General features: G+C 51.1%; 23 protein-coding genes. All 23 read left to right on the forward strand.

Translation table 11 applies throughout. The features are described from left to right. Positions 1 to 36: 36 nt before the first annotated feature. Positions 37 to 441, forward strand: a complete 405-nt coding sequence (locus LUQ50_RS01390) for a Tfx family DNA-binding protein (RefSeq protein WP_300035056.1) — start codon at positions 37 to 39, stop codon at positions 439 to 441. Between the two features lie 514 nt (positions 442 to 955). Continuing rightward, complete coding sequence (gene rpl3p / locus LUQ50_RS01395; protein ID WP_300035059.1) at positions 956 to 1,969, forward strand: 50S ribosomal protein L3; 1,014 nt, start codon at positions 956 to 958, stop codon at positions 1,967 to 1,969. A gap of 5 nt (positions 1,970 to 1,974) precedes the next feature. Next, entirely contained in the window at positions 1,975 to 2,724 is a 750-nt protein-coding gene (rpl4p, locus tag LUQ50_RS01400) for a 50S ribosomal protein L4 (protein WP_300035062.1), read from the forward strand. After that, complete coding sequence (locus tag LUQ50_RS01405) at positions 2,724 to 2,972, forward strand: 50S ribosomal protein L23 (RefSeq protein WP_300035065.1); 249 nt, start codon at positions 2,724 to 2,726, stop codon at positions 2,970 to 2,972. The genes rpl4p and LUQ50_RS01405 overlap by 1 nt, the downstream gene beginning before the upstream one ends. 11 nt (positions 2,973 to 2,983) lie before the next feature. Then, on the forward strand, positions 2,984 to 3,697 hold the full coding sequence (locus LUQ50_RS01410) for a 50S ribosomal protein L2 (RefSeq protein WP_300035068.1): 714 nt from the start codon (positions 2,984 to 2,986) through the stop codon (positions 3,695 to 3,697). A gap of 4 nt (positions 3,698 to 3,701) precedes the next feature. Further along, positions 3,702 to 4,115, forward strand: a complete 414-nt coding sequence (locus tag LUQ50_RS01415; protein ID WP_300035071.1) for a 30S ribosomal protein S19 — start codon at positions 3,702 to 3,704, stop codon at positions 4,113 to 4,115. Between the two features lie 6 nt (positions 4,116 to 4,121). After that, positions 4,122 to 4,586 (forward strand): 50S ribosomal protein L22, encoded by a 465-nt coding sequence (locus LUQ50_RS01420; RefSeq protein ID WP_300035074.1) that lies wholly within the window; start codon positions 4,122 to 4,124, stop codon positions 4,584 to 4,586. A 4-nt stretch (positions 4,587 to 4,590) separates the two neighbouring features. Beyond that, positions 4,591 to 5,307: a 30S ribosomal protein S3 gene (locus LUQ50_RS01425; RefSeq protein ID WP_300035076.1), complete on the forward strand. Its 717-nt coding sequence runs from the start codon at positions 4,591 to 4,593 to the stop codon at positions 5,305 to 5,307. Continuing rightward, a complete protein-coding gene (rpmC, locus tag LUQ50_RS01430) occupies positions 5,307 to 5,510 on the forward strand; it encodes a 50S ribosomal protein L29 (protein ID WP_300035079.1) in 204 nt (67 codons plus the stop codon). The genes LUQ50_RS01425 and rpmC overlap by 1 nt, the downstream gene beginning before the upstream one ends. Then, positions 5,507 to 5,782, forward strand: a complete 276-nt coding sequence (locus LUQ50_RS01435) for a ribonuclease P protein component 1 (RefSeq protein WP_300035082.1) — start codon at positions 5,507 to 5,509, stop codon at positions 5,780 to 5,782. The genes rpmC and LUQ50_RS01435 overlap by 4 nt, the downstream gene beginning before the upstream one ends. A 9-nt stretch (positions 5,783 to 5,791) precedes the next feature. Continuing rightward, on the forward strand, positions 5,792 to 6,118 hold the full coding sequence (locus tag LUQ50_RS01440; protein WP_300035085.1) for a 30S ribosomal protein S17: 327 nt from the start codon (positions 5,792 to 5,794) through the stop codon (positions 6,116 to 6,118). Continuing rightward, the gene (locus LUQ50_RS01445) at positions 6,115 to 6,513 is read left to right on the forward strand and encodes a 50S ribosomal protein L14 (protein WP_300035088.1); all 399 of its coding nucleotides are present in this window, start codon (positions 6,115 to 6,117) and stop codon (positions 6,511 to 6,513) included. The genes LUQ50_RS01440 and LUQ50_RS01445 overlap by 4 nt, the downstream gene beginning before the upstream one ends. 9 nt (positions 6,514 to 6,522) lie before the next feature. Next, positions 6,523 to 6,885, forward strand: coding sequence for a 50S ribosomal protein L24 (gene rplX, locus LUQ50_RS01450; protein WP_300035121.1), 363 nt, complete (start codon positions 6,523 to 6,525; stop codon positions 6,883 to 6,885). 1 nt (position 6,886) lies between these two features. Then, complete coding sequence (locus tag LUQ50_RS01455; protein WP_300035091.1) at positions 6,887 to 7,612, forward strand: 30S ribosomal protein S4e; 726 nt, start codon at positions 6,887 to 6,889, stop codon at positions 7,610 to 7,612. Beyond that, entirely contained in the window at positions 7,609 to 8,115 is a 507-nt protein-coding gene (locus LUQ50_RS01460) for a 50S ribosomal protein L5 (RefSeq protein WP_300035094.1), read from the forward strand. The genes LUQ50_RS01455 and LUQ50_RS01460 overlap by 4 nt, the downstream gene beginning before the upstream one ends. Beyond that, complete coding sequence (locus tag LUQ50_RS01465) at positions 8,115 to 8,282, forward strand: 30S ribosomal protein S14 (protein WP_109969507.1); 168 nt, start codon at positions 8,115 to 8,117, stop codon at positions 8,280 to 8,282. Before LUQ50_RS01460 ends, LUQ50_RS01465 begins: the two co-directional genes overlap by 1 nt. Positions 8,283 to 8,293: 11 nt before the next feature. Further along, positions 8,294 to 8,686 carry a 30S ribosomal protein S8 gene (locus tag LUQ50_RS01470; protein ID WP_300035103.1) on the forward strand — a complete coding sequence of 131 codons (393 nt, stop codon included), beginning with the start codon at positions 8,294 to 8,296 and terminating at the stop codon, positions 8,684 to 8,686. A gap of 11 nt (positions 8,687 to 8,697) precedes the next feature. Beyond that, entirely contained in the window at positions 8,698 to 9,228 is a 531-nt protein-coding gene (locus LUQ50_RS01475) for a 50S ribosomal protein L6 (RefSeq protein ID WP_300035106.1), read from the forward strand. Further along, the gene (locus tag LUQ50_RS01480; RefSeq protein ID WP_300035109.1) at positions 9,228 to 9,674 is read left to right on the forward strand and encodes a 50S ribosomal protein L32e; all 447 of its coding nucleotides are present in this window, start codon (positions 9,228 to 9,230) and stop codon (positions 9,672 to 9,674) included. Before LUQ50_RS01475 ends, LUQ50_RS01480 begins: the two co-directional genes overlap by 1 nt. Further along, the gene (locus tag LUQ50_RS01485) at positions 9,675 to 10,121 is read left to right on the forward strand and encodes a 50S ribosomal protein L19e (protein ID WP_300035112.1); all 447 of its coding nucleotides are present in this window, start codon (positions 9,675 to 9,677) and stop codon (positions 10,119 to 10,121) included. Further along, complete coding sequence (locus tag LUQ50_RS01490) at positions 10,121 to 10,648, forward strand: 50S ribosomal protein L18 (protein WP_300035115.1); 528 nt, start codon at positions 10,121 to 10,123, stop codon at positions 10,646 to 10,648. Before LUQ50_RS01485 ends, LUQ50_RS01490 begins: the two co-directional genes overlap by 1 nt. 1 nt (position 10,649) lies before the next feature. Next, entirely contained in the window at positions 10,650 to 11,267 is a 618-nt protein-coding gene (locus LUQ50_RS01495; protein WP_300035118.1) for a 30S ribosomal protein S5, read from the forward strand. Then, the coding region (locus tag LUQ50_RS01500; RefSeq protein ID WP_300035123.1) for an uL30 family ribosomal protein at positions 11,267 to 11,439 on the forward strand (173 nt) is incomplete at its 3' end. The genes LUQ50_RS01495 and LUQ50_RS01500, both read left to right, overlap by 1 nt.

Below are 11,439 nucleotides of genomic sequence, written 5' to 3' on the forward strand. Positions count from 1 at the left end.
AAAACAGTTTAAAATATCTCAATCCTACTGATATGTATGAAAGATGGTCTACTGACGGACCGGCAGAAAGAGGTCCTTAGATACCGGAAGTCAGGCCTGACTCAGCAGCAGATTGCGGATATCATCAATACCTCTAAGGCAAATGTGTGTACGATAGAAAAGTCAGCAATGGAGAATATTAAGCGTGCCCGTGAGACGCTTGAATTTTTTCACAGTCTTGATTCACGTCATCTTTGTACGATAGGTAAAGGTCAGGATCTGCTCGAATCAGTCCAACTGGTATTTGACGAAGCAGAGAAAATTGGTATCAAAGTCAAGTATGACACGGTTCAACTCATGAACCGGATACGTGATGAGGTTCCTGAAAAGAATCGTTCCCGATATGTACGGAATCCAATTGAGGTCTACATCAAGGATGATGGCGATCTCTATTTTGATTAAATCTGTATTATCAATACATTTATTACTCTTTTTCTCTCATATGTATGAAGCCTGAATTTGTGGGTATATTTATGTGCCCGCTTATTTGACGGTAATTCCGCAAAAATCCTTGAGATCTGCGGACTGACCAGGATTGCGTTCATCGCAATGGGCTGATATAGTGGGATGTGATTTCGGCAAGGGTGGACGATGCGGCCCGGAACCAGTGAATCTAACTGGTTACGCCTGAATTTCACGCATCTTACGAGAGACCGGTATCTGAACGCATTACATCTGACTGCCCGACTACACGTCAAAGAGTTTGTTCTGGCACCCTGTAATCCGGGGCGCATATGACCATCTGGTACTTTGGCGATGTGGGGAGGGGTTGGTCTGAACGATCGTTCAGCAGAAGAATTGTTACACGCAGCTTCTGCTGTAGGTATACTTCGTGTCTCTGATCCTGCATCGATTATCATCTTCGGTATGTGATATTCCGGACTGATCTGATACAGACAGAAGGACTGATTGAAAAATGCCAAACGTACACAGACCCCGCATGGGTTCCCTGGCATTCAGCCCACGAAAACGGGCAATGAGCCAGGTACCGAAATATCATGCATGGCCCGCATATGAGGGGGAGCCTGCGCTCCAGGGTTTTGCCGGATATAAGGTCGGAATGACCCATGTTGTCATGGTCGATGACCATGTAAAGAGTCCAAATGAAGGCAAGGACATTATGGTCCCGGTCACGGTTGTTGAAGTACCTGATATGAAGGTAGCAGCGATCCGTGTTTACCGGAAAGATACCTACGGTCATCACCCGATGACCGAGATCTGGGCCGAAAACCTTGAGTCTGATCTTGGACGAAGAATAAATCTGCCAAAGAACTATCGCCGCGAAGAGGCTGAAAAGAAGATTCGCGAAGCGATTGAAGCAGGAAAAATTGTCGAGGTTATTGCAATAACCTATACCCGGCCTGCACTTCTCACCGGTGTCCCCAAGAAGGTTCCTGATCTGATGGAGACCCGGATCGGTGGAGGAAGCATTGCAGAACGGTTCGATTTTGGTATCGGCATGCTTGGAAAAGATGTTGATATCCGTGGCATGTTTCAGGTCGGTCAGTACACCGATGTAACTGCAATTACGAAGGGAAAGGGAACACAGGGCCCGGTAAAACGCTGGGGTGTTCACCTCCGAAAACGTAAACACTCCCGCGGTGGCAAGGAACGCCATGTTGGTACACTCGGACCCTGGACTCCGCACCATGTCAGGTGGCAGGTTCCAATGATGGGTCAGATGGGATACCAGCAGCGGACTGAATACAATAAGCGTCTCCTTCGCATCGGTGACGATGGCGCAGACGTAAACCCTGAAGGCGGATTCCTGCACTATGGTGAAGTTCGCAACCGGTATGTACTCATCAAAGGGTCACTTCCCGGTCCATGCAAACGTCTCATCAGAATCAGACATGCAATCCGTCAGGGCGAACACAAGGTCCGTGAACCGGTAGTCGAATACGTGAGTCAGCAGAGCAAACAGGGGTGAACTAGATGAAAGCACAGGTTTTATCATTGTCCGGTTCGGTTGATCATGAGATCGAACTCCCGTCTGTCTTTGCGTCCGAGTACCGCCCGGATCTTATCAAGAAAGCGGTTATTTCGATTCAGAGTCACCGGTACCAGCCCCATGGAGCATATGTCTATGCAGGTATCACGAAGTCAGCCGTCGGCTGGGGTAGTGGTCGTGGTGCATCACATGTTCCACGTCTGAAAAACAGTTCCCGGGCTGCTAAGGTTCCTCAGGCAAAGGGTGGTCGTGAGGCACATCCGCCTGTAGTCCAGAAGATTCTGACCCGTGACATTAATCGCAAAGAGAGACGTAAAGCTCTTGGCTCTGCAATTGCAGCAACTATCAGCGATGATCTGGTCAAATCCCGTGGTCATGTCTTTGAAGGAGCACTTCCGTTTGTTCTGTCTAACGACTTCGAATCCCTTGGAAAGACCAAGGAAGTCATTGCAGCACTGCGGGCTATTGGTGTCTATGGGGACATTCTGAAGGCTGAAGGTTCACGCAAGGTACGTGCAGGTCGCGGAAAGATGCGTGGTCGCCGGTACAAGCAGCGCAAGAGTCTGCTCATCGTCACTGGCAGCGAGCCGCTTCGTGCAGCACGCAACCTCGCAGGAGTGGATGTTTGCCCGGTTGACAGTCTGAATGTTGAACTTCTCGCTCCGGGAACGCAGTCTGCACGACTGACAGTCTGGACCGAGGATGCAATCGTCAGGCTCGGGGGTGAACAATAATGGTTCTGAAGTTCCCGCATGCAACCGAAAAGGCAACCTACGGGGTAGAAAACGAGAGCAAACTCCAGTTTGTCGTTGATCGCAACGCTACAAAACCGGAGATCAAAAAGGCGGTCGAGAAGATGTTCGGCCAGCAGGTCACCTCAGTGAGGACGATGATGACCACCAAGGGTGAAAAGAAAGCCATCATCGGATTTACCAATGAGAAAGCCGCAGAGGAGATCCTCAGCCGTCTCGGCATAATGTAAGGTGGTGTAAGATGGGACATCGAATCACAACACAAAGCCGTGGACACGGGGGATCAACCTACCGTGCACCGTCACACCGGTACAAAGCTGCACTGCGCCACCTTGGGCGCAATGATCAGGCTGTTAATGCGGTCATTATCGATATCGAGCATGATCCAGCCAGACACACACCTATCGCAAAGGTAGAGATCGAGGGAAGCGAGAAGAAATACGTTCTTGTTACAGAAGGACTCGGAGTCGGGGATGTCATGTCCTGGGGTTCAGATGTCTCTTACAAGAATGGAAACACGCTCCCCATGTCTGCCATTCCGACGGGTGCATATATCTGTAATATTGAAGCCAGACCCAACGATGGTGGCAAGTTCGTTCGCGCAGGCGGCGTCCAGGCCATGATCACTGACAAGATGGAAGACCGGGTTGCAGTCCGGATGCCTAGCGGAAAGACCAAGTGGTTCAACGGCCAGTGCCGTGCAACCGTTGGTGTTGTCGCAGGTGGTGGCCGCAGCGAGAAGCCGTTTGTCAAGGCTGGTAAGAAATATCACAAGATGAAGAATACCGCAAGCAACTGGCCACGGGTCAGAGGTGAGGCTATGAACGTCATCGACCATCCGTTCGGTGGTGGAGGACATCAGCATGCCGGTAGACCAAAGACAGTAAGCCGCGGAACATCGCCGGGTCGGAAGGTCGGGCATATAGCTGCACGCCGCACAGGCAGAAGGAGGTAAGCGGATGGCAAAGAAGATAGTGAAGAAGTTGCCACGGCGAAAGGAGGAGTTCACCTATCATGGATTCAACGCCGAGGCTCTCAAGTCTATGACACTGGAGGAACTGCTCCCGGTCATGCCCTCAGGGGCACGCCGGAAAGTCCGCCGTGGCTGGACCATCAGCGAGGAGAAACTTCTTGCTGATCTGCGAAAGGGTGAGAATCGAATCAAGACTCATGTCCGGGATATGATCATTCTCCCCGAGATGATTGGACGGGAAATCGAGATCTACAACGGCAAGGAATTTGTAAAGGTTGAAATTCAGCCTGAAGCAGTTTTCCATTACCTTGGCGAATTTGCCCTGACAAGAAGGAAAGTCGCTCACGGTTCTGCCGGTATCGGAGCAACCCGGTCGAGCAAATTCGTTCCACTGAAGTGATGTGAGATGGGAAGAATTGAATATTCAAATAAGGTGGAAGGGGATAATCTGGCTCGTGGCCGGATAAACGAAGCCCCCATCTCACCCAAACATGCGATTGAGATTGCCCGGTTTGTCAGAGGGAAGACCCTTGCAGCAGCTGAAGCATACCTCAATGATGTGGTGGACCTGAAAAAGGCCATCCCTTTCAAGCAGTTTAACCGAAACGTCGCCCACAAACGTGGTCTTGTTGGTTGGGATGGTGGACGCTATCCTAAAAAGGCAAGCCAGGTGTATCTCCGCCTGTTTAACAGCGTACGGAAGAACGCCGAATACAGCGGACTTGACACCGAGAAACTCCGGATCATTCATATCTCCGCAAACCGTGGTGTCCGCCGCCGTAGTTTTATGCCACGTGCAATGGGTAGGGCAACCCCCAAAGATCGGCAGACTGTCAATATTGAGATGATCGTCTCCGAGCAGGAGGCCTGAACGTATGGCAATTGAGCGTAAGTTTGTAGCAGACGGCGTCCGGAAGGTCCGGGTAGAGAAGCATCTCTCCCGTGAACTCAAACGTGCCGGATATGGTGGTATGGATCTGATTCGTACCCCTCTCGGCACCCAAGTGACAATCTTTGCAGAGAAGCCGGGTATCGTCATCGGAAAAGGTGGAAAGGTTGTCCGGGCTCTGACACAGGATCTTGCCACGGTTTATGGTGTTGAATCACCTCAGATCGAGGTTCAGCAGGTTGATAACCCGAATCTGAATGCACAGATTATGGCAGAGCGGCTTGCCAGTGCGCTTGAGCGCGGCTGGTACTTCCGAAAGGCCGGTTCATCCACAATCCGCAGGATTATGGAATCAGGCGCTCTCGGATGTGAAGTTGTCATATCAGGAAAGCTGACCGGAGCCCGTGGCCGTGTTCAGAAGTTCACTGAAGGATATATCAAACACTCCGGAGATCCGGTTAACACCATCGTCGAGAAGGGATTTGCAGTTGCAATCAAGAAACTCGGTGTTATCGGTGTTCAGTGCAGGATCATTCCGCCCGGTGCACAACTGCCTGATCACTTCAAGGTAACTGCAGTTCTTGAGAAGAAAGTCGCAAGTCTTGCACCCCACCTGAAGAAAATCTCGTCAGATTCCGTTGATGAAGAAGATGTCCCTCTTGAAGAGATGATTGCTGAACCAGATGTTGAGGAGGATCTCTAATGGCGATCTTCCGTGCACGTGATGTCGGCCAGCTCTCGGATATCGAACTGGTAGAACAGGTCGATAAACTCAAGATGGAACTGATCCAGTACCGTGGTAAGGTCAGTGCCGGTGGCGCTCCAGAAAACCCGGGTCAGATCCGCGAGATTCGCCGGACCATAGCCCGGATGAAGACCGAACAGAACCGCAGAACCCAGGCATGAGAACACCACAGAACATCCTGTTCCATGAACTCATCGGACTGGATGTGACTGTGGTTCATGCCTCAAGCCCTTCCCTTGTGGGAATTGCCGGACTCATCATTGATGAGACCAGAAATACGGTCATGATCAAGACCTATTCAGGTCTTAAGATGGTGGGAAAGAAAGGAGTAACCTTTCGTGTCCAGCTCCCTGAAGGGAACGTCGTTGATCTGGATGGCTCAGCACTCCTGATGGCTCCGGAGAAACGGATAACTATGCGAATCAGAAACTAGAGGTTCATAATGGCAAGAAATATCGGATTTAACGTCCCGGCACCGGAAAAAGAGTGTACGGACGTAAACTGCCCGTTCCATGGCACCTTGCCGGTGCGCGGCCAGGTGATCACCGGCAAAGTCGTGAGCGACAAGATGACAGGGTCGGTAGTGATCAGGAGGGACTACCTGCACTTTGTCAAGAAGTACCAGCGGTACGAGAAACGGAGTTCCAAGATTCACGCACACAACCCACCATGCCTGCATGCACGGGTTGGCGATACCGTGAGCATTGCTGAGTGCCGGCCACTCTCAAAGACGAAAACGTTCGTAGTCATTGAGGTGAACCGGTCATGAAGGGGCTTGGGATAAAAGTCCCCCGCTCAGTAAGCACCGGAACCAGACTTGCCTGTGCAGACAATACCGGAGCACGGTTAGTACAGGTCATCTCGGTCTTCGGGTATCATGGAGTAAGACGCAGGCAACCCAAACTCGGGCTTGCTGATATAGCAACAGTCTCAGTCAAGAAGGGAACCCCCGACATGCGACGAAAACTCGTGCGTGCCGTGGTTATCCGACAGAAGAAAGAGATTCGTCGCCCCAACGGACTTCGGCTTAGTTTTGAAGATAACGCGGTCGTAGTCGTTGATGAAAAAAATGAACCACGAGGAACTGAGATCAAGGGTCCGGTTGCTCGTGAGGTCGCGATTCGGTACCCCCGTATTGGATCGATGGCCACGATCATCGTGTGAGTGGTGCGAATGGTAAGGATTGCAAGTAAACAACCAAGAAAACAGCGCAAGGCCCGGTATAATGCCGCGCACCACGAGCGCGGTTCCCTTCTCCACGCTTCGCTCTCTAAAGAGCTGCGTGAGAAGTATAGCCAGAGAAGTGTCCGGGTTATCAAGGGCGATACGGTTAAGATCGTTCGTGGTGACCACTCCGGAACATCAGGCTCTGTGGATTTTGTTATCACCAAGAAATCCCAGATCGTCGTAGATGGCGTGTCTGTAAAGAAAGCAGATGGTACAGAAGTGCCACGACCAATTGATCCCTCCAATGTCATCGTAACCGAATTGAACCTTGAGGACAAGCGGCGCGAGCAGAAACTGGGTGGTGAATAAGATGGGACAACACCTGAAGAGAGTTGTAGCACCAAATTCCTGGGGTATTGCAAGAAAGACGACAAAGTTCGTCATGAAGCCTTCTCCGGGACCGCACAACACCAATGCCCTGCCGATCGCCGTTTGGCTTCGGGATCATATCGGGGTAGCCCGCAACATGAAGGAAGTCAAACAGATCCTTCGTCAACGGGAAATAATAGTGAACGGCCGTGCATGCAGGCATGCAGATATGGGTATTGGTATCTTTGATATCATCTCTATCCCGAAGACCGGCAAGTATTACCGTATCCTTCGTGATGCAAAAGGTCGGCACAAGACCATTCAGATTGACGCAGAAGCTGCACAGTCCAGACTGGTCAAGATCACCAATAAGACGATCATCAAGGGCGGTAAGGTTCAACTGAATCTGCGTGATGGTTCAAACATCATCGCAGACAATACCTACAAATCCGGCGATTCGATTGTTCTCTCTCTGAAAGATGGTGAGATGAACAAGATCATCGATCACTTCCCGTACCAGGCCGGTAATATGGTCATGGTTATTGGTGGAAAACACTCCGGCAACATCGCCCGCATTACTGAACGGGTAATTGTCAATGGCAGTCTTCCGAACCGGGTTATTCTGAAAGATGAAGAGTCCGGAGATGCCTTTGAGACCATCGATGAGTACGTTGTTACCGTTGGTCGTGAGAAATCAGCAGTGGATAACTGGGGGATTGAAGAATGAACCCAAACCGGGCTGTTTCTATCGACAAGGTCGTCGTTCACATGGGTGTCGGAGAAGCTGGTGATCGTCTCGTTAGTGCAGAGAAAATTCTGACTGAGATCACCGGGAACAAACCGGTCCGCGGTGTTGCCAAGCAGACTATTCCTGCATTTGGTCTTCGGAAGGGAATGCCTCTCAGTTGTAAGACCACCCTTCGTGGTCCTTCAGCCGAGCAGTTTCTGGTAACTTCTCTGAAAGTTGTCGGGAACAAACTGACAACCCGTGCGATTGATCAACAGGGAAATTTCTCCTTTGGTGTCGAAGAGCATACCGATTATCCGGGTCAGAGTTATGATCCAAAGATCGGTATCTTCGGTCTTGATGTGACCGTTGTCGTCAGACGTAATGGTGTCAGGATCGCTCGAAGACATATCCAGGCAAAAAAGCTCCCGCTGAAACAGCGGGTTTCCCACGATGACACAGTCAGTTTCCTGAATGAAGCATATAGCGTGGAGGTTCAGTAATGTCTGAGAAGGCTGGAAAAGAGAGAACCAAGGTTTTTGGACGTGGAGCACATGAGTGTAAACTCTGCGGCCGGAAACAGGGACTTGTTCGCAGATACAGTATATACTTCTGCAGACAGTGCTTCCGGGAATGGGCCAGTAAACTGGGCTTTAAGAAACTGAACTGAGGAGGAGAGCAATGGCAAGACTGAATACGGTTGCGGATGCGATGTGCACGCTCAAGAACGCTGCAGATACTGGACGGGCTGAATGCATCGTCCAGCCTGCTAGCGCTCTGATCGGCGAAATGCTCCGCGTTATGAAGGAAGCCGGTTATATCAGGGAGTATACCCTTATTGCAGATGGTCGTGGGGATCAGTTTAAGGTCACCATGTCCGGTCTGATCAACAAATGTGGTGCCATCTCCCCCCGGTTCTCGGTAAAGCTGGCTGATATGGAGAGTTGGGAACAGTTATACCTCCCATCCAAGAGCATTGGCATGCTGATGATCTCTACCTCAAAAGGGGTACTGCCTCATCATGAAGCACGTCAGCTTGGAATCGGTGGCGAACTGCTGGGGTACGTCTATTAAGGGTGGAACAGATGACGGCTCAGAGAACTGTAACCATCCCAGAAGGAGTCACGGTTTCCATCGCTGACTTTGTTCTGAAGGTAAAAGGACCAAAAGGCGAACTTCAGCGGGACATGTGGCACCCGGCCATCAAGATCGTTGTTGAAAATGGCAATGTCGTCTTTACTACCGAATCGCAAAAGAAACAGGTTGTTGCAATGGTCGGGACCCTTGCTTCACATTGTAAGAATATGTGCACCGGAGTAACTTCCGGATATCAGTACAATCTCAAGGTTGTCTACAGCCACTTCCCGATACAACTGAAGATACAGGGAGAAAAACTTGAGATCTTAAACTTCCTTGGTGAGAAATTCCCACGGTCTGCACGGGTCCTTCCGGGGACATCAGTAAAACTCGGAACCGATGAGGTAAGTGTGACTGGTATTGACAAGGAACTGGTAGGTTCTACTGCTTCGAACATCGAGAAGGCAACCCGGATTCGGGATCGTGATCCTCGTGTGTTCCAGGATGGTATCTACATTGTTGCAAGGGGTGAGCAGTAATGGTATCCGAGATCAAACGTCTCCTGCGTGTGAGAAAGGCAAAAGAAGCCCGATTCAAACGCGAGGGTGTTGATAAGAAGGTAACCATCAAGGACTCTTGGCGGAGGCCCCGTGGTCTTCACAGCAAGCAGCGGAAACTTCGCAAGGCAAAGGGTCCACACCCGGATCCAGGGTATGGCAGTCCGCTTGCAGTTCGTGGTATGCATCCGTGTGGCCTTAGGGAAGTCAGGGTCTGCAACCTGAAAGATATTGAAGGAGTTGACGCTGCGACCCAGGCTATCCGTATCGGTGCAACTGTTGGTCTTAAGAAACGTGAGATCATCCAGAACAAGGCAGCAGAAGCTAAAATTCGTGTCCTTAACTGGAAGGATGCAACCAAACCGGTTTCAGCCGGAAAATCAGCATCTAAAACCGTAAAGGCAGATGCAAGTGAGGAGGAAGAATAAATGAGTCAGATTTCTGGTCAGAGACGCCTGGCTGCTGAGGTCCTTAAATGTGGCCTCAACCGCATCTGGTTCGATCCCGAGAAGATCGACGATGTTCAGCGGGCTATCTCTCGTGAAGACATCAGAAACCTGATCACGGAGGGTGCAATTGCAGCCCACCAGAAGGTGGGAAACTCCCGTGGACGGGCACGCGTTATGATGGAAAAGCGGAGTTATGGACACCGCAAAGGCCCAGGACGCCGGAAGGGAGCAATTGGGTCCCGTACCGTCAGCAAGGAACGCTGGGTTTCGCGTATCCGTGCCCAGCGGAAGGTTCTCCGTGAACTGCGTGAATCTGGTGATATTGAACGTTCCGTATACCGCCGGTTCTACCGTCGGTCAGCTGGTGGTCAGTTCAGAACTGTTGCACACCTGAAAGCTCAGATTGAGATTGGGAGGTCACAGTAATGGCAACCGGCCCACGATACTTTGTATCCTTCCGCCGCAGGCGTGAAGGAAGAACTGACTACCATGCACGGCACAAACTGGTCGTATCAATACGCCCGCGTATGGTTGTCAGAAAGACCAACAAGCACATCATCTGTCAAATGGTGACCGCTCACCTCGAAGGTGACCGGACCCACGTTGCAGCAAACTCTGCGGACCTTCGTAAATTTGGATATGAAGGTTCTCTGAGCAACACACCTGCAGCATATCTGACCGGGATGCTCTTTGCAGTCCGTGCACTGAATGCCGGAAAAGATGCCGCTATCCTTGATATCGGTCTTAACCGTGCAAGCCCGGGAGCACGGGTATTTGCCGCACTCAAGGGTGCAGCAGAAGCAGGTCTCGACATTCCGCACTCCGAGGATATTCTTCCCTCTGATGGGCGGTGCAACGGAGAACATATCGCAGCATATGCCCCTGATCGTGCAGGAAGTCTGCCTGCCAATGTGGCAGCAGCCCGTGATGCAATTATGGGGGAGCTGAACTGAGATGGCATACGAGAAGACAGAATGGGTACCCCTGACCGGTCTTGGACGCATGGTCCAGTCCGGTGAGATAAAGAGCATTGATGAAGCGCTCGCCAGTGGGAAACCCATCAAAGAACCTGAGATCGTTGATGCATTTCTTCCCGACCTCGTGGATGAGGTGCTCGACATCAACATGGTACAGCGGATGACCGACTCTGGTCGTCGTGTTAAGTTCAGGGCCGTCGTTGTCGTCGGTAACCGTGACGGATACATCGGATTTGGACAAGGCAAGGACTCCCAGGTCGGCGACGCGATCAAGAAAGCGATCGTGAATGCCAAGACTCATGTGATCAAGGTTCGCCGTGGTTGTGGGTCATGGGAATGCGGATGCAGTCATCCTCACTCAATCCCTATGCTCGTTACCGGTGTAGCAGGTAGTGTCAAGGTAACCCTCAGACCTGCTCCGCAGGGGATCGGTCTTGTTACCGGAGACATCGGTAAGAAAGTACTGGAGCTTGCAGGTATCCATGATGTCTGGGCACAAACCCAGGGTCAGACCAGGACAACCATCAATTACGCCAAAGCGACTTTCAATGCGCTGAGAGCGACTAATTTGGTCCGGTTGGGAGGAAAGGAGTAATGTATGCTGTTGTTCAGGTCCGCGGAACGGCTAAGACCCGCCGTGAGATCAAGGACACCCTGAAGATGCTCCGCCTTCATCACATCAATCACTGTGTCATCATTCCGGACACTCCGGCATATGTCGGGATGATCCGTAAAGTCAAGGACTTTGTGGCATTTGGTGAGATTGA

Source organism: Methanospirillum sp., from assembly GCF_028679455.1.
Classification (GTDB): domain Archaea; phylum Halobacteriota; class Methanomicrobia; order Methanomicrobiales; family Methanospirillaceae; genus Methanospirillum.